We start from the raw sequence: 18,940 nt of genomic DNA on the forward strand, positions 1-18,940 counted from the left end.
GCGATTTTTTTCTTTCCGGAGTCTTCCATGTCCCGCGTCACCCTGAGCCGCTACCTGATCGAGCAGACTCGCAGCCATAACACCCCGGCCGATCTGCGTTTCCTTATCGAAGTCGTGGCACGGGCCTGCAAGGCGATCAGCCACCAGGTTTCCAAGGGCGCCCTCGGCGGCGTACTGGGCAGCCTGGACAGCGAGAACGTGCAGGGCGAAGTGCAGAAGAAGCTTGACGTGATCTCCAACGAGATCCTGCTCGAGGCCAACGAATGGGGCGGTCACCTGGCCGGCATGGCGTCCGAGGAGATGGACAACGCCTACCAGATCCCCGGCAAATATCCGAAAGGCGCCTACCTGCTGGTCTTCGACCCGCTGGACGGCTCCAGCAACATCGACGTCAACGTCTCGGTCGGCACCATCTTCTCCGTGCTGCGTTGCCCCGAGCGCAACGGTGAGACTGGTGATCTGGGCGAGGAAGCCTTCCTCCAGCCGGGCACCCAGCAGGTCGCCGCCGGCTACGCCATCTACGGTCCGCAGACCATGCTGATGCTGACCCTCGGCGATGGCGTCAAGGGCTTCACCCTGGATCGTGAACTGGGCAGCTTCGTGCTCACCCACGACAACATCAAGGTGCCGGAGTCGACCAAGGAATTCGCCATCAACATGTCCAACCAGCGTCACTGGGAGGCGCCGGTACAGCGTTACGTCTCCGAGCTGCTGGCCGGCGAGACCGGGCCGCTGGGGCGCAACTACAACATGCGCTGGATCGCCTCGATGGTGGCCGACGTGCATCGCATCCTCACCCGTGGCGGCGTGTTCATGTACCCGCGCGATGCCCGCGAGCCGGACAAGCCGGGCAAGCTGCGCCTGATGTACGAAGCCAACCCGATGTCGATGATCATCGAGCAGGCTGGCGGCGCCGCCACCGACGGTAACCAGCGCATTCTCGATATCCAGCCCACTTCCCTGCACCAGCGCGTACCGGTGTTCCTCGGTTCCAAGGAAGAAGTGCTGCGCATCACCGCGTACCACCGCAACTGATGCCCGCCTGGCAGCCGCTGCTCGACTGGTGGTTCGGTGCCGATCACGGCACGGCTGCCGAGGTGGCGGCGGCTCGCCAGAGCTTGTGGTTCGGCAAGCGCGACAGCCAGGACCGTGAGGCCGAGGCGCGTTTCGGCGCGCTGGTCGAGCAGGCACTGGCTGGCCAGCTCAAGGGTTGGCAGGACGACCCGCAGGGCTGGCTGGCGCAACTGATCCTGCTCGATCAGCTGCCGCGCATGATCTTCCGCGATACGCCGCGCGCCTTCGCCGGTGACAGCCTGGCCCGGCCGTTGTTGCAGGATGGCCTGGAACGCGGCTGGGATCGCCGGCTGGCACCGATCCAGCGGGTGTTCGCCTATCTGGTGTTCGAGCACGCCGAGGATCTGCCCTTGCAGAATCGCGCCGTCGAACTGTTTGCCAGTCTGCTTGACGAAGCTGCTGACAACGAGCGCACGTTGTTCGCCGACTATCTCGATTTTGCCGAACGTCACCAGCGGGTGATTGCGCGCTTCGGCCGCTTCCCTCACCGCAACGCCATTCTCGGTCGTCTCAGCACCGACGAAGAGCAGGCCTTCCTGCGGGAACCCGGCTCGCGTTTCTGAACTCCAAGCGGGCAAGTCGTCGCCGGCTATGCCAAGCTTGCTGGCATCTTCCCATCAGGAGCTCCATCCATGTCGATGCGTATCGTCGCGTTGCTCGCCTGCTGCCTGCTTGCCGCCTGCAGCAAGGTCAATCAGGAAAACTACTCCAAGCTCAAGGCCGGCATGAGCAAGGCAGAGGTCGAGAGTCTGCTTGGCGCACCGGGCGAGTGCGCCGGCGCGCTGGGTATGACCAGCTGCACCTGGGGCGACGACAAGGCCTATATCAGCGTCCAGTACGCCGGGGACAAGGTGATGATGTTCTCCGGCAAGGGACTCAAATGACAGGAGCTTTCATGCGTTCGATCCTAATCGCCAGCGCCGTTCTCGCTCTCGCCGGCTGCGCCAACTCCGGCACCGGCAGCATCCCCAAACCGCCACCGCAGACGATGCAGGTCGACCTGCAGCGCTATCAGGGCACCTGGTACGAGCTGGCGCGTTTGCCGATGTTCTTTCAGCGCAATTGCGTGCAGTCAGAAGCGCACTACGGTTTGCGTGACGACGGCCGCATCGACGTGACCAACCGCTGCCGTGACAAGGACGGTGAGTGGATCGAGGCCAAGGGCGTCGCCGAGCCTCAGGTCGAAGGCAAGACCGACAAGCTGTGGGTGCGCTTCGACAACTGGGCCAGCAAGCTGCTGCCGATCAAGGGCGACTACTGGGTGATCTACCACGACGAGGATTACCGCGTGGCGCTGGTTGGCCACCCGGAGCACAAGTACCTGTGGCTGCTGTCGCGCACCCCTGAGGTGGACCAGGAAACCCGCGACAAGCTGCTGAGTATTGCGCGCGAGCAGGGTTACGTGACCTCGGACCTGATCTGGCGCCAGGCCGACTAGCCTGTAGCCCGGATGTAATCCGGGGATGCCTACAGGGTATTTCCAGGATTGCATCCGGGCTACGAATCACTCCCAGTCCAGGCGCGCGAGCTTCCATTCGCCGCCGTCGAGCCACCACTCCAGTTTCACCGAATAGTGCCGCGCACTGTCGGGGATCAACCCTTCGGCTCCGCTCAGGCCCACCTGCGCCTCGGTGTAGCCCTTGCTGCTGATTGCCGAGTCGATCCAGCTGTTCTTGCCCAGGGCGAGCACCTTGACGTTCTTGTGGCGCAGGAACAGCAGGGTCATGGTGCGCTTGGCCCATTCGCGGTCAAGCTCCTGGCGGGCCAGGAAATCGCCATGCAACTGCTCCATCACCGCGCCGGTGCTCTTGGCTTCGATATTGTCCTGCAACTGCTGCACGGCCGCTTCCAGCTTGGCCTGCGGGTCGTCACGGCCGCCGCAGCCGGCGAGCAGGAGCGGCAGGGCGATGAGCAGCGACCAGGTTAGATGACGCATCGACATGCTGAACTTCCTTTTCATGGTTATGATGCCGGGCAGAGCGGACACGGCAGTTGTAGCCCAGCCAACAGGAGCCAACCATGCAGACTTTGTATCCGGAGATCAAACCCTACGCCCGCCATGAGCTGGCGGTCGAGCCGCCGCACGTGCTGTACGTCGACGAGAGTGGTTCGGCGGACGGGCTGCCGGTGTTGTTCATCCATGGTGGCCCGGGTGCCGGCTGCGACTCTGCCAGCCGCCGCTACTTCGACCCAGCCCTGTATCGCATCGTCACCTTCGACCAGCGCGGCTGCGGCCGCTCCACGCCTCATGCGAGCCTGGAGAACAACACCACCCAGGCGCTGATCAGCGATATCGAGCGTATTCGCGAGCACCTGGGGATAGACAGGTTCGTGCTGTTCGGCGGCTCCTGGGGCTCGACCCTGGCGCTGGCCTATGCACAGGCCCATCCACAGCGCGTGCACGGGCTGATTTTGCGCGGCATCTTCCTCTGTCGGCCGCAGGAATTCAGCTGGTTCTACCAGGAAGGCGCCAGCCGCCTGTTCCCCGATTACTGGGAAGACTACGTCGCACCGATTCCGCCTGAGGAGCGTGGCGATCTGATGCAGGCCTTCTACAAACGCCTGACCGGCGCCGACCAGATCGCTCAGATGCACGCGGCCAAGGCCTGGTCGACCTGGGAAGGGCGCACCGCCACCCTGCGTCCGAATACCCAGGTGGTCGAGCGCTTCAGCGAGGCGCACCGGGCGCTGTCCATCGCCCGTATCGAATGCCACTACTTCGTCAACGACGCCTTTCTCGAGCCGAACCAACTGCTGCGTGACATGCCGAAGATCGCGCATTTGCCGGGCATCATCGTGCATGGCCGCTACGACGCCATCTGTCCGCTGGATAACGCCTGGGCGCTGCATCAGGCCTGGCCCAACAGTGAACTGCAGATCATCCGTGACGCCGGCCACTCGGCGGCGGAGCCTGGCATCACCGATGCACTGATCCGTGCCGCTGAGCAGATGGCCCGCCGTCTGCTCGACCTGCCGCCGGAGGATGCATGAAGCTGCTGATCCAGCGCGTCAGCGCAGCCAGGGTCGAGGTCGAAGGTGAAGTGGTGGGGAGCATCGATCAGGGCCTGCTGGCGCTGGTCGGCATCGAGCCGCAGGACGATCAGACCAGCCTGACTCGCGCCCTGCACAAATTGCTCAACTACCGCGTATTCAGCGACGAGGCGGGCAAGATGAACCGCTCGCTGGCGGATGTGCAGGGCGGGCTGCTGCTGGTCTCGCAATTCACCCTGGCAGCCGATACCAGGAGTGGCATGCGCCCCAGCTTCTCCAGCGCGGCGCCGCCTGCGCAGGGCGCGGCACTGTTCGATGCCCTGGTCGAGCTGGCTCGGGCTCAGCACCCGCAGGTCGCCACCGGACGCTTCGGCGCCCATATGCAGGTGCACCTGGTCAACTACGGGCCGGTGACCTTTCTGCTGGAGGTGTAAGCCTGGCATTGAGGGACCCTCACAGCTTTCGCGGCTAAAGCCGCTCCCACATTAGTGTGGGACGCGCTGGAAAAGCAGGTCTGCCACCTCCCCGTGGGAGGGGCTTCAGCCGCGACTAGCAATCAGCACTGTGCAGCGGGTAGACAACACGCAGCTCGTCCACCGCCCGTAGGGTGCGCCGCGCGCACCAGCGCTTCAGGGGAGCGCGATCAGAACAACCTGGCCAGCAACGCCGGCACCGCCGTCTCCACGCGCAGAATGCGCTCCCCCAACTGTACCGGCTGCAGGCCTGCGGCCTCACGCAGCAGCTCGACTTCGTAGGGAATCCAGCCACCTTCCGGGCCGATGGCCAGGGTCACCGGCTCCTGCACGGCGCGCGGGCAGGCCGGGTAGTCGCCCGGGTGGCCGATCAGACCCAGCGTGCCGCTTGCCAACGCCGGCAGGCGATCCTCGACGAAGGGCTTGAAGCGTTTCTCGATGCTCACCTCGGGCAGCACCGTATCGCGCGCCTGCTCCAGGCCGAGAATCAGCTGTTCACGAAGCGCTTCGGGGGCGAGAAAGGGCGTCTGCCAGAAGCTCTTCTCCACCCGGTAGCTGTTGACCAGCACCAGACGCGGTACGCCCATGGCGCTGACGGTTTGCAGCACACGTTTGAGCATCTTCGGGCGGGGTAGGGCGAGGATCAGGGTCAGCGGCAGTTTGGCCGGTGGCGGCTGGTCGAGGCTGACCTGCAGCTCTGCATGCTCGGCATCCAGCGCGAGCAGTTGGCCCTCGCCCATCAGCCCGCCAAGGCGACCGACGCGCAGGCGATCCCCCGCTTCGGCGCGATGCACCTCATGCAGATGCTTCAGGCGTCGGCCAGTGAGGCGGACCCGATCGACGCCGGTGAAATCGGCGTCTTCCAGCAGCAGCAGGTTCACGACAGGGGCGCGGGCGGCTGGTCTTCGGGCTTGGCCTCTTCCTCGGCCGGCTCCTCGTCGCGCTTGCGCTTGACCAGCGCGCCGGCCAGCAGGCCGCTTTCGAACAGCAGCCACATCGGCACGGCCAGAAGCGTTTGCGAGAACACGTCCGGCGGCGTCAGCACCATGCCGACCACGAAACAGCCGACGATCACGTAGGGACGGCTCTTGCGCAGGGTGGCGACGTCGACCAGGCCGACCCAGATCACCAGAAAGGTGGCGATGGGAATCTCGAAGGCCACGCCGAAGGCGAAGAAAAGGGTCAGGACGAAGTCCAGGTACTGGCCGATGTCGGTCATCATCGCCACGCCCTGCGGGGTCACGCTGGCGAAAAAGCCGAACATGATGGGGAACACCACGAAATAGGCGAAGGCCATGCCCGCATAGAACAGGAAGATGCTGGAGATCAGCAACGGCACGGCGATGCGCCGTTCATGGGTGTACAGCCCCGGCGCGATGAAGCCCCAGGCCTGGTGCAGGATCACCGGCATGCCAAGAAACAGCGCGCACATCAGCGTCAGCTTGAACGGCGTGAGGAAGGGCGAGGCGACGCCAGTGGCGATCATCGTCGCGCCTTCCGGCAGGTAGGCGCGCAGCGGCGCCGCCACTAGGGCGTAGATGTCCTGGGCGAAATAGAACAGGCCGGCGAAGATCACGAAGATAATCACCACACAACGCAGCAGGCGCGTGCGCAGCTCGGTCAGGTGCGAGACCAGGGGCATTTCCTGGTCGGCGTCCGGCAGTTTGCTCATGGCTGGGGATTCTTGTCCTGGGCGGCGGGCTGGGGCGTTTCGGCGGGCTTGCCGGGTTCGCTACCCGGCTTGAGGCTGGTGGTGTCGAGGATGTCCTGCTTCATCGCCTTCATTTCCCGCTCCAGTTCGAGAATCCGCTCGTTGTGCAACTGGCGGCGGATCTCGTCGGCGCCGATTTCGCGTTCCACCTCGGCCTTGATCGAGTTGAAGCTGCGCTTGATCCGACCGATCCACAGGCCGGCCGTGCGCACCGCGCCCGGTAGACGCTCAGGGCCGAGCACCACCAGAGCGACCAGGCCGACCAGCAGCAGTTCGGTAAAACCGATGTCGAACATGGCTCAGTCTTTCTTCGCCGGCTCTTCGACCTTGCGTGCCTGGGCGTCGATGGTCTGCCCCTTGGGCTCTTCGACTGCCGGCTTGTCGGCTTCGCCGTTGTCCATCGACTTGCGGAAGCCCTTGATCGCGTCGCCCAGGTCCGAGCCCAGATTCTTCAGGCGCTTGGTGCCGAACAGCATGACCACGATGAGCAGGATGATCAGGAGTTGCCAGATGCTGATACCGCCGAAACCCATGATGAGTTCTCCGTTGTGAAAGTTATTCGGATTGCGGTCGCGCGGCTTTTTCCGCGTGGCCGGAGAGGCCGAAACGGCGATCCAGTTCATCCAGCACGGCCTGCGGATGCTGGCCGAGGGCGGCGAGCATGACCAGGCTGTGGAACCACAGATCGGCGGTTTCGTAGATCAGGTCCTTGCAGTCGCCGCTGGCGGCGGCGTCCTTGGCGGCGAGAATGGTTTCCACCGATTCCTCGCCGACCTTTTCCAGAATCTTGTTCAGGCCCTTGTGATACAGGCTGGCGACATACGAACTGTCCGGCGCTGCACCCTTGCGCGCTTCCAGTACCTCGGCCAGGCGGCTCAGGGTGTCACTCATGGCTGTGTCCTGCATAGATGGCGTGCGGATCTTTCAGCACGGCGTCGACGGTTTTCCAGCCGCCATTCTCGTACACGCGATAGAAGCAGCTCTCGCGCCCGGTGTGGCAGGCGATGCCGCCCAGCTGCTCGACCATCAGCACGATCACGTCGGCGTCGCAGTCCAGGCGCAGCTCGTGCAGCTTCTGCACATGGCCGGACTCCTCGCCCTTGCGCCACAGCTTGCCACGCGAGCGTGACCAGTAGATGGCGCGCTGTTCGCTGGCGGTGAGGGCGAGGGATTCACGGTTCATCCAGGCCATCATCAGGATGCGGCCGGTCTGGTGGTCCTGGGCGATGGCCGGCACCAGGCCGTCTTCGTTCCAGTGGATTTCGTCGAGCCAATCGTTCATCGGTGTTCCAAATCTGCCGGGCCTGCCGGATGGTCAATTCGCCAAGTGTGCCAGTGCTGTGGCTAGCTGGCTATCGGCGCAGCACCAGATAGAGACCGCCGCCGACCATCAGCCAGGCCGGCCAGGCGGCCAGCAACGGCGCCAGGCCTTGAAGCGTGCCGGCGCCTATCAGTGCTGCACCGAGCAGGCGTAGCGGCCATTGATCGCGGTCGGGGCGCTGCTCTTCGCGCTGCTGCGACCTCTGCAGGCGTTCCAGGGTGTCGCGGGCGATCTGCGACAGGTGTGGCACCTGCTCGGCCTGTTGCTGCAGGTTGCGCAGCAGGTGCAGCGGGCTGATGCGCTCGCGCATCCAGCGCTCGAGGTAGGGCTGGGCGGTGCTCCACAGGTCCAGATCCGGGTACAGCTGGCGGCCCAGGCCTTCGATGTTGAGCAGGGTCTTCTGCAGCAGTACCAGCTGCGGCTGCACTTCCATGTTGAAACGACGTGCGGTCTGGAACAGGCGCAGCAGCAGCTGACCGAAGGAGATGTCCTTCAGCGGCTTTTCGAAAATAGGCTCGCACACGGTGCGGATGGCGGCCTCGAACTCGTTGACCTTGGTTTCGGCCGGTACCCAGCCCGAGTCGATGTGCAGTTGTGCCACCTTGCGGTAGTCACGCTTGAAGAAGGCCAGCAGGTTGCGCGCCAGGTAGTCCTGGTCCTCGTCGGTGAGGCTGCCGACGATGCCGCAGTCGATGGCGATGTACTGCGGGCTCCAGGGCGTGCGGGTGCTGACGAAGATGTTGCCAGGGTGCATGTCGGCGTGGAAGAAACGGTCGCGGAACACCTGGGTGAAGAAGATCTCCACGCCGCGTTCGGCCAGCAGCTTCATATCGGTGCGCTGGTCGGCCAGGGTGGCCAGGTCGGTCACCGGAATGCCGTAGATGCGCTCCATCACCAGCACCTGGTGGCGGCACAGGTCCCAGTAAACCTGCGGCACGTAGAGCAGTGGCGAGCCTTCGAAGTTGCGCCGCAGCTGGCTGGCGTTGGCCGCCTCGCGCAGCAGGTCGAGCTCGTCGTAGATGGTCTTCTCGTAGTCGCTGACCACATCCACCGGATGCAGGCGGCGAGCATCGGCAGAGGCCCTCTCGGCGATGCGGGCGAGCAGGAACAGCCAGGCCAGGTCCTGGCGGATCACCGGCTTGAGGCCGGGGCGTACTACCTTGACCACCACTTCCTCGCCACTTTTCAACTGCGCGGCGTGCACCTGGGCCACCGAGGCCGAGGCCAGCGGCTGGCTGTCGAAGCGGGCGAACAGCTCGCTCACCGGCGCGCCGAGCTGCCGCTCGATCAGGGCGATGGCCTGATCCTCCGGGAAGGGTGGCACCTGATCCTGCAGGCGTGCCAGCTCGTCGGCGATGTCCGGCGGCAGCAGGTCGCGACGGGTGGACAGCAGCTGGCCGAACTTGATGAAGATCGGCCCCAGGTCCTCCAGAGCCAGACGCAGGCGCGCCCCGCGTGACAGCGCCAGCGGCCTGCGCGGCAGCCAGCGCCATGGCAGCAGCCAGGACAGCGCACGCAGCCAGAAGGGCAGCGGCAGCTCGAAGAGCATTTCGTCCAGTTGATAGCGGATCACTACGCGCTGGATGCGCAGCAGACGGCGAACGGCAAGCAGCTTCATGCGTCGGGCTTATTGGCAGAAGTGAGGCGCTCGATGCGTGCTTCCAGGCGGTCGAGGGCGAGTTTGAGTTGGTCCAGTTCGGCGAAGCGCACATCGGCTTCGCGCTGGCCCACCAGGGTTCGTGATTCTTCGGCCAGGTAGTCGGCCAGGTCCTGCCTGAGGCTGGCGGCGCCGTTGCTGGCCAGGTTCACTCGGCTGCGCAGATGACCGGCGAGCAGGGTGGTGGCCACCGGGCCGAGCCAGCGCGAGACTTCGTATTCCCAGTCCAGCTCCAGATCCTGCAGGACGCCGGCCAGTTGCAGCAGCACCGCGCTGTCGCCATCGAGCGATACTTCGGGACGATGCAGCACGGCGGTCTTCTCGCGGCTCAGGGCCAGGCGCGCCAGGCTGGCAGCTGGAGCTGTCAGCGTGCAGTCGGCGGGCGCATGCCATTGCGCAGCCAGCTGCAGGCCATCGCCGCTGGGCAGGATATACAGCTCAAGCGCAGGGCTCTGGCACTGCACGGCGATGACCTTGCCGCTCAGCGATTGCAGACGCGGCAAGGCCGTACCATCGAGGCGCAGGACGCGGTTGAGGCCCGTCTCGACGCCTGCCAATAGTCCCGTAATGAGCATTAAGGCTTGATGCCGCGGTGCAGGGCGACGATGCCGCCGGTCATGTTGTGGTAGGTGACGCGCTCGAAGCCGGCGTCGACCATCATCGCCTTGAGGGTTTCCTGATCCGGGTGCATGCGGATCGACTCGGCGAGGTAGCGGTAGCTGTCGGCATCGTTGGTGATCAGCTTGCCGGCCAGCGGCATGAAGCTGAACGAGTAGGTGTCGTAGACCTTGGCCAGCAGCGGGTTGCCGGGCTTGGAGAATTCCAGCACCAGCAGGCGGCCGCCGGGCTTGAGCACGCGCAGCATGGAGCGCAGGGCATCTTCCTTGTGGGTGACGTTGCGCAGGCCGAAGGCGATGGTGACCACGTCGAAGTGGTTGTCGGGGAAGGGCAGCTTTTCGGCATCGGCCTGGACGAACTGCACGTTGCCCGCCACGCCCTTGTCCAGCAGGCGATCACGACCGACCTTGAGCATGGAGTCGTTGATGTCGGCCAGCACCACCTCGCCGGTGGGGCCGACGATGCTGGCGAACTTGCGGGTCAGGTCACCGGTGCCGCCGGCGATATCCAGCACACGGTTGCCCGGGCGCACGCCTGACAGCTCGATGGTGAAGCGCTTCCACAGGCGATGCAGGCCGCCGGACAGCACATCGTTCATCAGGTCGTACTTGGCCGCCACCGAGTGGAAGACTTCGGCCACTTTCTCCGCCTTCTGGCTTTCCGGCACGTCCTGGAAACCGAAGTGAGTGGTGGGTTCCTGCTCCTGGGCCTTGCGTGGATCGCTCATGTCGCTCTCACCGGATAGAAAACCGCCCCATTCTAAAGCTGCCTGCCGCCTTTGTCTTGCCTGGGTGCCAGGTGGGCTGGCGGGCTGTTAGCAGGCCGTTGAAAAACGTAGGCGAGGCAGCCAGTGCAAGGCAAAAACAGGCGAAAAACGGTCGGAGTCGCGCTCGACTTTACGAGCTGTAAATGAGCACTTGATTCGCTTCGCTCACCCCTTCGGGGCCGCGCTAAAGCGCGTTCAGCCTTCGGCTGTGAGCCTGTTTTTAACGCAGCAATGGCAACGTAGGTAGTTTTTCAACAGCCTGTTAGAGTGCTGTGACTTCATGCCGCAGTGCTGCGGCGCCTGCCAGTTCAAGGAGTTGCCATGTCCCGCATTCGAGTCGAACGATCCCATACCCTCGGTCGCGAGGGCGCCCGCGAAAAGGCCGAGCGCCTGGCCGAACGCTTGGCCAGCGAGTACGACGTACGTTATCGCTGGAATGGCGACGTCCTGGAGTTCAAGCGCAGTGGTGCCGATGGCAGCATCGCGGTCGGTGAAGACACCGTGCGCGTCGAGCTCAAGCTCGGGCTGCTGCTGTCGCCCATGGGCGGCATGATCCAGCGCGAGATCGAGCAGGTGCTGGACAAATCTTTGGGTTGAAGAGGCTGCAGGCCGCAGGTAAGAGCAAAAGCAATTCGGCACACTGCCTGGCCTGAAGCCTGAAGCCTGAAGCCTGAAGCCTGAAGCCTGAAGCCTGAAGCCTGAAGCCGCTCCTAGTATGCGATTTCTAATTTTTCTCCCTAGGGTGTACCCAAGCCTGCATTCCGTGGGCGTTTCCGCTAACTGTAAAAGCGCGTGAGGTGCACCATGTCGAAAGTCGCCGTGAAGAAGAAAGTCGAAGCCGTGGCCGAAGAAAAAGCCGGTCTGTTCGACGATGTGAAGGGCTATGCCCGCAAGATCTACCTCGCCGGTCTGGGTGCCTACGCCAAGGCCGGCGCCGAAGGCGCCGAGTACTTCAAGGAGCTGGTCAAGGCTGGCGAAGGCGTCGAGAGCAAGGGCAAGAAGCTGGTCGACGAGCAGGTCGAGGCCGCCAACAGCCAGATCGAGTCGGTGAAGAAGTCGGTCAACTCCAACGTCACCAGCGTCAAGGGCAAGGTCGAAGTTCAACTCGACAAGATCGAGAAGGCTTTCGATACTCGTGTGGCTTCCGCTCTGAACCGCATCGGCATTCCGTCCAAGCAGGATGTTGAAGCACTCTCTGCTAAGCTGGATGAGCTGAGCGCGTTGCTCGAGCATGTCGCGCGTACCAAATAAGGAGATCAGGATGGCTGTTAAGAAGAAAACCGAGAAACAGACCAGCTCCTGGATCGGCGAGGTCGAGAAATACTCGCGTCAGATCTGGTTGGCAGGCTTGGGCGCTTACTCCAAGGTCAGCAAGGACGGCACCAAGCTGTTCGATACGCTGGTCAAGGACGGCGAGAAGGCCGAGAAGCTGGCCAAGAGCGAAGTCGACAAGCAGGTTGATGCGGTGAAAGCCGGTGTCGGCTCCAGAGTCGGCTCTGCCAAGTCCAAGGTCGACGAGGTCAAGGGCAAGGCGATCGGCAAGTGGAGCGAACTGGAAGAGGCGTTCGACAAGCGTCTGAACAACGCCATTTCGCGCCTGGGTGTGCCCAGCCGCAACGAAGTGAAGGCGTTGAACGACAAGGTCGACAGCCTGACCAAGCAGCTGGAAAAAATCGCCGGCGTGTCGGCCAAGTCGGTGGCCAAGCCCGCTGCCAAAGCCGCACCCAAGCCTGCCGCGAAGGCCGCTGCCAAGCCCGCCGCGAAGCCGGCAGCCAAACCGGCCGCCAAGGCCGCAGCTAAACCGGCAGCAGCCAAACCGGCCGCGAAAGCCGCTGCCAAACCCGCTGCGAAGCCGGCTGCCAAGGCTGCAGCTAAACCCGCTGCCGCCAAGCCTGCTGCAGCAGCCAAGCCTGCTGCAGCAGCCAAGCCGGCTGCCGCCAAGCCTGCAGCCAAACCGGCTGCGGCTAAGAAGCCGGCCGCGAAAAAACCTGCTGCGCCCAAGGCGGCTGCACCGAAACCGGCAGCGCCTGCTGCAGCTCCGGCGGCCACGGCGACTCCGGCTGCTGCTCCGGCTCCGGCTGCTGCCCCGGCCACTCCAGCCACCCCGTCCTGAGTTTCACGGGACTGAAAACGCCCGGCCTGGTGCCGGGCGTTTTCGTTTCTCGCTCTGGGAGGCGCCTCAGGCTTCCAGGTAACGCTGCGCCAGATGCTCGACCGTGCCGCGCGATGGCTGGTTCAGGTGTGGCGCGACCAGCATCATGATCTGGTACACCACCAGGCGTACTTCGCCTTCCTGATCGAGGATGCGCTGATAGTCCAGGGAGAACAGCAGGGTCAGGGTGATCTGCTCCACCAGCTGACCGAGCGCCTGGGTGCCGCTGTTCAGTTGCCCGTTGGCCATCAGCCGAGCGAGCAACGACGCCAGGGTACGCTTGAGTGCGTTCAGCCAGTGGCGAATGCCGCGCGCCAGTTTCGGCAGGCGTCCCGCCAGGTTGGACAGATCCTGGAACAGGAAGCGGTACTGCGCCAGGCGTTCGACGATCAGGTGCAGGAACAGCCAGTAGTCCTCGACGTCCAGCTCGGCATCCGCAGGCGGATCGAGCAGCGGCGCCATCTCGGCCTGGAAGCGTTCGAACAGCTCCAGCACCAGCGGCTCCTTGCCGTGGAAGTGGTAGTAGAGATTGCCCGGGCTGATGTCCAGCTCGTTGGCGATCTCCAGGGTGGAGACATTGGGTTCGCCCTGTTCGTTGAACAGTTGCAGGGCAGTCTGCAGGATGCGCTCGCGGGTCTTCATCCGTGGTTTCTTGTTGGTCGTGGCGCGGAAGTATGACGATAACCGGCCGGCAGGTTGCCGGCCAGGCTTTCAGCGGATATGCACGTAAGTGCCCGGTGCCGCCTCCATCGCTGGATAGTGCTGGTTGCCCAGCGCCATCAGGGTTTCCCGTTGCTCGCCGGAGCGCGCCTGAATCCATTCCAGCCACTGCGGCCACCAGCTGCCCTGCTGGTGCTGGGCATCGTGGAACCAGGCGCGCGGGTCGAAGGAGAGCCTGGTGTTCTCGTAGTAGTTGGCCTTGGGGTTGCCGGGCGGGTTGAGAATGCTCTGGATATGGCCGCTGTTGGACAGGATGAAGCGGCGGTTGCCGCCCAGCAGCAGGGTCGAACGATAGACCGCGTCCCAGGGCGTGATGTGGTCGTTGATGCCGGCCACGCTGAAGCTGTCGACGTTGACCTTGGCCAGGTCCACCGGCGTGCCGCAGACCTCCAGCCCGCCTGCGCGGCTGAGCGGGTTGTGCTTGAAGAAGTCGATCAGGTCGCCGTGGAAGGCCGCGGGCAGGCGGGTGTTGTCGTTGTTCCAGTAGAGGATGTCGAAGGCCGGTGGCTGCTTGCCGAGCAGGTAGTTGTTGATCCAGTAGTTCCAGATCAGGTCATTGGGACGCATCCAGGCGAATACCTTGGCCATGTGGCGACCGTCCAGCACGCCTTGCTGGTAGGAGCGGCGCTTGGCCGATTCCAGGGTTTGCTCGTCGGCGAAGAGCATGGCCGGGCTGTCGATCTGGCTGTCCAGCAGACTGACCATGTAGGTGGCGCTGGAGATGCGGCGTAGCTGGCGGCGCGCCTGCAGGTGGCCTTGCAGGGCGGCGATGGTGAGGCCGCCGGCGCAGGCGCCGAGCAGGTTGACGTCCTTGCTGCCGGTGATGGCGCGGCAGGCTTCGACGGCGTCCTCGACTGCCTGCACGTAGCTCGACAGACCCCACTCGCGGTGTCGCGGATCGGGGTTGCGCCAACTGATCATGAAGGTCTGCAGCCCGTTCTTCAGCGCGTACTGGACGAAGCTCTTATCGTTGGACAGGTCGAATATGTAGTACTTGTTGATCTGTGGCGGCACGATCAGTAGCGGGCGCAGGTACTGCTTCTCGCTCATCGGCCTGTACTGGATCAGTTCCAGCAGCTCGTTGCGAAACACCACGGCGCCGGGGGTGCAGGCCAGGTTGCGACCGACCTCGAAGGCGTGCTTGGTGACCTGGCTGGGCAGGCCGTCGTTGTGCAGCAGGTCCTCGAACAGGTGACGCAGGCCCTTGAAGACGCTGCTGCCGCCGGTGTTGAACAGCTCCTTTACCGCCTGCGGATTGAGCGGGCTGTTGGACGGCGACAGGGCATCGCTGAGCAGCGAGGCGAGGAAGCGCGCACGGGCGCGATCGTCGGCCGACAGGTCGCTGTCATCGATCCAGGCCGCCAGCTGTTGCTGCCACGCCAGGTAGGCCTGCAGGCTGCGTCGATAGAAGGGGTTGAGGTGCCAGGTCGGGTCGGCGAAGCGGGCGTCCTGCGGGTTGACCTTGTGCAGCGTGTCGCCGAGCAGCACGCGGCCGAGCTGGCCGCCGAAGGCCAGCAGATGCCGGCCGCTGCGCACCGGGTTCTTCAGACCCTGGGTCGCCAGCAGGCGCAGGGTGGACAACAGGTCGCGGCCGCGTACGCCCACCACCGCGCTCTGGGCATTCATGAAACTGGCAGGTGCCGGCAGTGATGCCGGGTTCGACTTGTCTCGCATGGGGCAACACTCCGTCGTCAAACCGTTTAGAGACTTCATGGCGCGGACTGCCTGATGCGCGCCTTGTGCTTGTGCATCATATGCAGCAAGCCCTGTACCAGGCGCACTGGAAGGGGTTCCGGTGCGCCGGCTCGAAAATGAAAGGCTTCATGCGGCCGATACCGAACGGCCCGGTGTCGATCAAGCGCCGTCGCACCCTTCCCGTCTGGTGTGGGGAGTGAACTGCGTACAGCCTTGACTCATTGGCACCGGCCTCGAGCGGCCCCATTGTCGAGCATGCAGAACATTGCGCACTAAGTTGGTGCCGTCAATGCTGGCGTAGCGGGGTGGGCTGCGGGTGCATCACTGCGCGGTGCCGCTCCTCTTCGAGAAACTTCATGATGATCGGCGCCACCGCTTCGGCGCGGGTCACCAGGAACAGGTGGCCGTCGTCGATGATGTGCAGCTCCGAGTTGGGAATGCGCCAGGCCAGCAGACGCATGTTGATCAGCGGGATCAGTGGGTCGTCGTCGCCGGCCATGATCAGCGTGGGCTGGCGAATCTTGTGCAGCCAGTGGATGCTGGTCCAGCCCAGACCTGCGAACAGTTGCCAGTAGTAGCCCATCTTGCCGCCCGAGCGCACCTTGCTGGCATGCGCCATGGCCAGCTTGGGATCGCGACGGAAGGCACCGCCGTAGATGTCCGGGGCGATGCGCACGCCGTAGGACGGCTGCACGTAACGCCGCGGGCTGGCCATGCGCCAGAGCACCTTGGGCTTGCCCGGCACCATCACCGCACCGGCCGAGGTGGCGGCGAGGATCAGCTTCTTGCAGCGCTCGGGATAGTCGTGGGCGAACTGCTGGGCCAGGGCGCCACCCCAGGACACGCCGATGGCGTTGACCTGACCGTAGTCGAGGTAGTCGAGCATGCGCGCCGCCAGCTTGGCCAGACCGGGGAAGCGATAGGGCGTGGTCGGTGTCGAGGAGCCGCCGACGCCGGGCACGTCGAAGGCAATGATTTCCAGCTCCGGGTCCAGGGCGGCGACGAAGGGCATCACCAGCTCCAGGTTGGCGCCGATGCCGTTGAAGATCAGCAGTGGCACCAGTTGGCCGTTACCCGGCCGCACCGCGGTGCGGATGGTCTGCCCATCGAGATCGATGGTGCGGAATACGAATGGTTGCGGCATGGGCGCAGCCCCTGTGGAGTTGAGCGCTGGAGAGGGCCGTCCGGGCCGCCTCCAGGATTACCAGGGATTACCTGGTTCGCCACGCCGGTTCACCCGTCGTGGCGTGCGGCACTTCCCGGTGCCGCTGCGGTTGAGGTTGATCAACGTTCATGTACATAGGTGCCCGGGGCGGCTTCACCGGCCGGGTATTTCTTGTTGCCCAGGGCCCGTGGAGCATTCTTGGTTTCGCCCGAACGCTCGGCCAGCCAGCTCTGCCAGTGCAGCCACCAGGAGTCGGCGTGCTTGGTCGAGCTTTCCTGCCAGGCTTTCGGGTCCAGCGGCATCTCGCTGTTGGTCATGTAGCGCGCCTTGGGGTTGCCCGGCGGGTTGAGAATGCTCTGGATATGGCCGCTGTTGGACAGCACGAACTCGCATTTGCCGCCGAACAGATGGGCCGACTTGTAGCAGGAGTCCCATGGCGTGATGTGGTCGGTGGTGCCGGCGACGACGAAGAAGTCGCAGGTGACCTGCTTGAGGTCGATCGGCGTGCCGCAGACTTCCAGCGCGCCCGGGCGGGTCAGCGGGTTGGTCTGGAACATCTCGATGAATTCGCCATGCAGCGCCGCCGGCAGGCGTGTGGTGTCGTTGTTCCAGTAGAGGATGTCGAACACCGGCGGCTCATTGCCCAGCAGGTAGTTGTTGACCCAGTAGTTCCAGATCAGGTCGTTGGGGCGCATCCAGGCGAACACCTTGGCCATGTCGCTGCCTTCCAGCACGCCGGCCTGGTAGGAGCGGCGCTTGGCGGCCTCCAGGGTCTTCTCGTCGGCGAACAGGGCGACCTGGGTGTCGAGCTGGGTGTCGAGCACGCTGACCAGCAGGGTCAGGGCATTGACCTTGGGCTGGCCGAGGGCGGCGTAGTGGCCGAGCAGCGAGGCGGTGGTCAGCCCGCCGGAGCAGGCGCCGAGCATGTTGATGTCCTTGCTGCCGGTGATGGCGCAGATGACGTCGATGGCGTCCTTGAGCGCCTCGATGTAGGTGGACAGGCCCCACTCGCGCTGCGCCTTGGTCGGGTTGCGCCAGCTGACCACGAAGGTCTGCACCTGGCTGCGCAGGAGGAAGCGCGCCAGGCTCTTGTCCGGCGACAGGTCGAAGACGTAGAACTTGTTGATCTGCGGCGGCACCACCAGCAGCGGGCGCTCATGCACGCTTTCGGTGATCGGCTTGTACTGGATCAGCTCGAGCACGTCGTTGCGAAACACCACGGCGCCCTCGGTGGTGGCCAGGTTCTTGCCGACCTCGAAGGCCTCCATGTTCACCTGGCTGGGCATGCCGCCGTTGTGCACCAGGTCCTTGGCCAGGTGCGAGAGACCGTCGAGCAGGCTCTTGCCGCCGGTTTCGAAGAAGCGCTTGACCGCTGCCGGGTTGGCCATGCTGTTGGAGGGTGCCATGGCTTCGGTCATCAGGTTGATGACGAAGTGGCCGCGGCTGGCGTCCTGCTCGGACAGCGAGCTGTGCTCGATCCAGTCGTGCAGTTCCTTGCGCCAGGCCAGGTAGGTCTGCAGGTAGCGGCGATACAGCGGATTCTGGCTCCAGGCCGGGTCGGCGAAGCGACGGTCGCCGTCCTCGGGTTTGAGCTGGGACTGGCCGAGCATGACGTTCTTCAGTTCGAGTCCGAAATGAGCGACATGCTTGGCGCTGTGGAAGGGTTGCTTGAGTGCCTGGGCGAGCACCATGCGGGCAGAGGTCAAGAGATCCTTGCCGCGGATACCGATCACCGGGTTGAGTCCCAGGGTGTTTTCCGAGGCCTGGCGTTTCAGGTCTTCGTTGTTCTTATCACTCATCTACGACGCTCCATTGTCCTGAGACGAATACCGGCGTGTTGGCGCGCACGGCGACACAGGGCCTGGTACTGCTCGGGTTACCGGGGGCGGATCGAGTCCGCATCTTTCTTTGCATCTGGCGCAGCCAAATGCAGGGAACCTGCCAGTTCCTTGGTTACCCGAGTTTGTGAAGTTAAGCAAGCTGATCGATGGGGCAGGAGTATGCAGCGATAGATTAGAAAACGCGCCCTAACTGCAGGGATCGCCGCAGGTGCACAAGGCGGACGCTCTAGGGCGAGGCTTTGTCGCGCAACCGCCCTGGGCGGGCCGTTGCGCATGCGATGACCAGGGGCGTGGGCCCGGCGAGCCAGCCCGAGGGCGACGTTTCAGAGCATCAGGCGCACGACCGACTCGTTGGGGTCGCGGGACTTGCCGGCCGCGCTGAGCTGCGCCAGGTAGTCGGCCCACAGCTGGTCCTGTCGGGTGGCCAGCTCATGCAGGTAATCCCAGGTGAACAGGCCGCTGTCATGGCCGTCGTCGAAGCACAGTTTCAGTGCATAGTTGCCGGCCGGTTCGATGCGTTCGAGGCCGACGCCGAGCTTGCCGGTCTGCAGGATCGGCTTGCCATGGCCCTGCACCTCGGCAGACGGCGAGTGCACGCGCAGGAACTCGGCGCTGAGCGAGTAGCTCTGTTCGCCGTAACGCAGCTCCAGCGTCTTCGACGCCTTGTGCAGTTTGATCGCGCTGGGGATGGGCATGGGAGAATTTCCGGCTACAGGCTACAGGCTACAGGCTACAGGCTACAGGCTACAGGCTACA

Annotated in this window: 24 protein-coding genes; 9 read left to right on the forward strand and 15 right to left on the reverse strand. The window is 64.3% G+C overall.

Features of this window, described 5'->3' with window-relative positions:
* Positions 1-27 precede the first annotated feature (27 nt).
* From BLS61_RS09600 to BLS61_RS09615, 4 genes are all read left to right on the forward strand, one after another.
* Positions 28-1,035 (forward strand): class 1 fructose-bisphosphatase, encoded by a 1,008-nt coding sequence (locus BLS61_RS09600; protein WP_090430220.1) that lies wholly within the window; start codon positions 28-30, stop codon positions 1,033-1,035.
* The gene (locus BLS61_RS09605; protein ID WP_090430222.1) at positions 1,035-1,637 is read left to right on the forward strand and encodes a DUF924 family protein; all 603 of its coding nucleotides are present in this window, start codon (positions 1,035-1,037) and stop codon (positions 1,635-1,637) included. The genes BLS61_RS09600 and BLS61_RS09605 overlap by 1 nt, the downstream gene beginning before the upstream one ends.
* 69 nt (positions 1,638-1,706) lie before the next feature.
* Positions 1,707-1,958, forward strand: coding sequence for an outer membrane protein assembly factor BamE domain-containing protein (locus tag BLS61_RS09610; RefSeq protein ID WP_090430224.1), 252 nt, complete (start codon positions 1,707-1,709; stop codon positions 1,956-1,958).
* A gap of 11 nt (positions 1,959-1,969) precedes the next feature.
* Positions 1,970-2,512 carry a lipocalin family protein gene (locus tag BLS61_RS09615; protein ID WP_090430226.1) on the forward strand — a complete coding sequence of 181 codons (543 nt, stop codon included), beginning with the start codon at positions 1,970-1,972 and terminating at the stop codon, positions 2,510-2,512.
* 66 nt (positions 2,513-2,578) lie between these two features.
* Here BLS61_RS09615 and BLS61_RS09620 read toward each other — a convergent pair whose 3' ends face one another.
* A complete protein-coding gene (locus tag BLS61_RS09620) occupies positions 2,579-3,016 on the reverse strand; it encodes a hypothetical protein (protein WP_090430228.1) in 438 nt (145 codons plus the stop codon).
* 77 nt (positions 3,017-3,093) lie between these two features.
* Here BLS61_RS09620 and pip point away from each other — a divergent pair, with 77 nt between their 5' ends.
* Together pip and dtd are read left to right on the forward strand one after the other, a co-directional pair.
* The gene (gene pip, locus BLS61_RS09625; protein WP_090430230.1) at positions 3,094-4,065 is read left to right on the forward strand and encodes a prolyl aminopeptidase; all 972 of its coding nucleotides are present in this window, start codon (positions 3,094-3,096) and stop codon (positions 4,063-4,065) included.
* A complete protein-coding gene (gene dtd / locus BLS61_RS09630) occupies positions 4,062-4,499 on the forward strand; it encodes a D-aminoacyl-tRNA deacylase (RefSeq protein WP_090430232.1) in 438 nt (145 codons plus the stop codon). Before pip ends, dtd begins: the two co-directional genes overlap by 4 nt.
* Positions 4,500-4,708: 209 nt before the next feature.
* Here dtd and BLS61_RS09635 read toward each other — a convergent pair whose 3' ends face one another.
* From BLS61_RS09635 to ubiE, 9 genes are all read right to left on the reverse strand, one after another.
* Positions 4,709-5,419 (reverse strand): 16S rRNA (uracil(1498)-N(3))-methyltransferase, encoded by a 711-nt coding sequence (locus BLS61_RS09635; protein WP_090430235.1) that lies wholly within the window; start codon positions 5,417-5,419, stop codon positions 4,709-4,711.
* Entirely contained in the window at positions 5,416-6,210 is a 795-nt protein-coding gene (tatC, locus tag BLS61_RS09640) for a twin-arginine translocase subunit TatC (RefSeq protein WP_090430237.1), read from the reverse strand. Before tatC ends, BLS61_RS09635 begins: the two co-directional genes overlap by 4 nt.
* Positions 6,207-6,545 (reverse strand): Sec-independent protein translocase protein TatB, encoded by a 339-nt coding sequence (gene tatB, locus BLS61_RS09645; protein ID WP_090430239.1) that lies wholly within the window; start codon positions 6,543-6,545, stop codon positions 6,207-6,209. Before tatB ends, tatC begins: the two co-directional genes overlap by 4 nt.
* A gap of 3 nt (positions 6,546-6,548) precedes the next feature.
* The gene (gene tatA / locus BLS61_RS09650; RefSeq protein WP_024306614.1) at positions 6,549-6,782 is read right to left on the reverse strand and encodes a twin-arginine translocase TatA/TatE family subunit; all 234 of its coding nucleotides are present in this window, start codon (positions 6,780-6,782) and stop codon (positions 6,549-6,551) included.
* A 22-nt stretch (positions 6,783-6,804) separates the two neighbouring features.
* Positions 6,805-7,140 (reverse strand): phosphoribosyl-ATP diphosphatase, encoded by a 336-nt coding sequence (locus BLS61_RS09655; protein WP_011920745.1) that lies wholly within the window; start codon positions 7,138-7,140, stop codon positions 6,805-6,807.
* Positions 7,133-7,531, reverse strand: coding sequence for a phosphoribosyl-AMP cyclohydrolase (gene hisI / locus BLS61_RS09660; protein ID WP_090430240.1), 399 nt, complete (start codon positions 7,529-7,531; stop codon positions 7,133-7,135). Before hisI ends, BLS61_RS09655 begins: the two co-directional genes overlap by 8 nt.
* Before the next feature lie 70 nt (positions 7,532-7,601).
* Entirely contained in the window at positions 7,602-9,188 is a 1,587-nt protein-coding gene (gene ubiB / locus BLS61_RS09665; RefSeq protein ID WP_090430243.1) for a ubiquinone biosynthesis regulatory protein kinase UbiB, read from the reverse strand.
* A complete protein-coding gene (locus tag BLS61_RS09670; protein WP_090430245.1) occupies positions 9,185-9,802 on the reverse strand; it encodes a ubiquinone biosynthesis accessory factor UbiJ in 618 nt (205 codons plus the stop codon). Before BLS61_RS09670 ends, ubiB begins: the two co-directional genes overlap by 4 nt.
* Positions 9,802-10,572, reverse strand: coding sequence for a bifunctional demethylmenaquinone methyltransferase/2-methoxy-6-polyprenyl-1,4-benzoquinol methylase UbiE (gene ubiE / locus BLS61_RS09675; RefSeq protein ID WP_004372941.1), 771 nt, complete (start codon positions 10,570-10,572; stop codon positions 9,802-9,804). The genes BLS61_RS09670 and ubiE overlap by 1 nt, the downstream gene beginning before the upstream one ends.
* Before the next feature lie 360 nt (positions 10,573-10,932).
* Here ubiE and BLS61_RS09680 point away from each other — a divergent pair, with 360 nt between their 5' ends.
* The 3 genes from BLS61_RS09680 to BLS61_RS09690 all read left to right on the forward strand — a co-directional run bounded on the left by BLS61_RS09680 (position 10,933) and on the right by BLS61_RS09690 (position 12,724).
* Positions 10,933-11,208, forward strand: a complete 276-nt coding sequence (locus BLS61_RS09680; protein ID WP_090430247.1) for a polyhydroxyalkanoic acid system family protein — start codon at positions 10,933-10,935, stop codon at positions 11,206-11,208.
* Positions 11,209-11,415: 207 nt separating this feature from the next.
* The gene (locus BLS61_RS09685) at positions 11,416-11,862 is read left to right on the forward strand and encodes a phasin family protein (RefSeq protein ID WP_090430249.1); all 447 of its coding nucleotides are present in this window, start codon (positions 11,416-11,418) and stop codon (positions 11,860-11,862) included.
* 10 nt (positions 11,863-11,872) lie between these two features.
* Positions 11,873-12,724 (forward strand): phasin family protein, encoded by an 852-nt coding sequence (locus BLS61_RS09690; RefSeq protein ID WP_090430250.1) that lies wholly within the window; start codon positions 11,873-11,875, stop codon positions 12,722-12,724.
* A gap of 66 nt (positions 12,725-12,790) precedes the next feature.
* Here BLS61_RS09690 and BLS61_RS09695 read toward each other — a convergent pair whose 3' ends face one another.
* The 5 genes from BLS61_RS09695 to BLS61_RS09715 form a co-directional block, all read right to left on the reverse strand.
* Positions 12,791-13,405, reverse strand: coding sequence for a TetR/AcrR family transcriptional regulator (locus tag BLS61_RS09695; protein WP_090430252.1), 615 nt, complete (start codon positions 13,403-13,405; stop codon positions 12,791-12,793).
* Between the two features lie 69 nt (positions 13,406-13,474).
* Positions 13,475-15,157 carry a class II poly(R)-hydroxyalkanoic acid synthase gene (gene phaC, locus BLS61_RS09700; protein ID WP_090430254.1) on the reverse strand — a complete coding sequence of 561 codons (1,683 nt, stop codon included), beginning with the start codon at positions 15,155-15,157 and terminating at the stop codon, positions 13,475-13,477.
* Positions 15,158-15,464: 307 nt separating this feature from the next.
* Complete coding sequence (gene phaZ / locus BLS61_RS09705; RefSeq protein ID WP_090430256.1) at positions 15,465-16,322, reverse strand: poly(3-hydroxyalkanoate) depolymerase; 858 nt, start codon at positions 16,320-16,322, stop codon at positions 15,465-15,467.
* 140 nt (positions 16,323-16,462) lie between these two features.
* Positions 16,463-18,142 carry a class II poly(R)-hydroxyalkanoic acid synthase gene (gene phaC / locus BLS61_RS09710; RefSeq protein WP_090430258.1) on the reverse strand — a complete coding sequence of 560 codons (1,680 nt, stop codon included), beginning with the start codon at positions 18,140-18,142 and terminating at the stop codon, positions 16,463-16,465.
* A gap of 365 nt (positions 18,143-18,507) precedes the next feature.
* On the reverse strand, positions 18,508-18,879 hold the full coding sequence (locus BLS61_RS09715) for a gamma-butyrobetaine hydroxylase family protein (RefSeq protein WP_090430260.1): 372 nt from the start codon (positions 18,877-18,879) through the stop codon (positions 18,508-18,510).
* Between the last annotated feature and the right edge of the window lie 61 nt (positions 18,880-18,940).

Source organism: Ectopseudomonas guguanensis, assembly GCF_900104265.1.
In the GTDB taxonomy this organism is placed as follows: Bacteria; Pseudomonadota; Gammaproteobacteria; order Pseudomonadales; family Pseudomonadaceae; genus Aquipseudomonas; species Aquipseudomonas guguanensis.

Excerpts from the sequence above, each read along its gene's own strand:
- tatA (WP_024306614.1), bottom strand. The coding sequence starts at position 6,782 with ATGGGTTTCGGCGGTATCAGCATCTGGCAACTCCTGATCATCCTGCTC.
- BLS61_RS09685 (WP_090430249.1), top strand. The coding sequence starts at position 11,416 with ATGTCGAAAGTCGCCGTGAAGAAGAAAGTCGAAGCCGTGGCCGAAGAA.
- BLS61_RS09605 (WP_090430222.1), top strand. The coding sequence starts at position 1,035 with ATGCCCGCCTGGCAGCCGCTGCTCGACTGGTGGTTCGGTGCCGATCAC.
- BLS61_RS09680 (WP_090430247.1), top strand. The coding sequence starts at position 10,933 with ATGTCCCGCATTCGAGTCGAACGATCCCATACCCTCGGTCGCGAGGGC.
- ubiE (WP_004372941.1), bottom strand. The coding sequence starts at position 10,572 with ATGAGCGATCCACGCAAGGCCCAGGAGCAGGAACCCACCACTCACTTC.
- ubiB (WP_090430243.1), bottom strand. The coding sequence starts at position 9,188 with ATGAAGCTGCTTGCCGTTCGCCGTCTGCTGCGCATCCAGCGCGTAGTG.
- BLS61_RS09655 (WP_011920745.1), bottom strand. The coding sequence starts at position 7,140 with ATGAGTGACACCCTGAGCCGCCTGGCCGAGGTACTGGAAGCGCGCAAG.
- hisI (WP_090430240.1), bottom strand. The coding sequence starts at position 7,531 with ATGAACGATTGGCTCGACGAAATCCACTGGAACGAAGACGGCCTGGTG.
- BLS61_RS09615 (WP_090430226.1), top strand. The coding sequence starts at position 1,970 with ATGCGTTCGATCCTAATCGCCAGCGCCGTTCTCGCTCTCGCCGGCTGC.
- BLS61_RS09695 (WP_090430252.1), bottom strand. The coding sequence starts at position 13,405 with ATGAAGACCCGCGAGCGCATCCTGCAGACTGCCCTGCAACTGTTCAAC.
- tatC (WP_090430237.1), bottom strand. The coding sequence starts at position 6,210 with ATGAGCAAACTGCCGGACGCCGACCAGGAAATGCCCCTGGTCTCGCAC.
- phaZ (WP_090430256.1), bottom strand. The coding sequence starts at position 16,322 with ATGCCGCAACCATTCGTATTCCGCACCATCGATCTCGATGGGCAGACC.
- BLS61_RS09715 (WP_090430260.1), bottom strand. The coding sequence starts at position 18,879 with ATGCCCATCCCCAGCGCGATCAAACTGCACAAGGCGTCGAAGACGCTG.
- pip (WP_090430230.1), top strand. The coding sequence starts at position 3,094 with ATGCAGACTTTGTATCCGGAGATCAAACCCTACGCCCGCCATGAGCTG.
- phaC (WP_090430258.1), bottom strand. The coding sequence starts at position 18,142 with ATGAGTGATAAGAACAACGAAGACCTGAAACGCCAGGCCTCGGAAAAC.
- dtd (WP_090430232.1), top strand. The coding sequence starts at position 4,062 with ATGAAGCTGCTGATCCAGCGCGTCAGCGCAGCCAGGGTCGAGGTCGAA.
- BLS61_RS09600 (WP_090430220.1), top strand. The coding sequence starts at position 28 with ATGTCCCGCGTCACCCTGAGCCGCTACCTGATCGAGCAGACTCGCAGC.
- BLS61_RS09670 (WP_090430245.1), bottom strand. The coding sequence starts at position 9,802 with ATGCTCATTACGGGACTATTGGCAGGCGTCGAGACGGGCCTCAACCGC.
- BLS61_RS09610 (WP_090430224.1), top strand. The coding sequence starts at position 1,707 with ATGTCGATGCGTATCGTCGCGTTGCTCGCCTGCTGCCTGCTTGCCGCC.
- tatB (WP_090430239.1), bottom strand. The coding sequence starts at position 6,545 with ATGTTCGACATCGGTTTTACCGAACTGCTGCTGGTCGGCCTGGTCGCT.
- BLS61_RS09690 (WP_090430250.1), top strand. The coding sequence starts at position 11,873 with ATGGCTGTTAAGAAGAAAACCGAGAAACAGACCAGCTCCTGGATCGGC.
- BLS61_RS09620 (WP_090430228.1), bottom strand. The coding sequence starts at position 3,016 with ATGTCGATGCGTCATCTAACCTGGTCGCTGCTCATCGCCCTGCCGCTC.
- phaC (WP_090430254.1), bottom strand. The coding sequence starts at position 15,157 with ATGCGAGACAAGTCGAACCCGGCATCACTGCCGGCACCTGCCAGTTTC.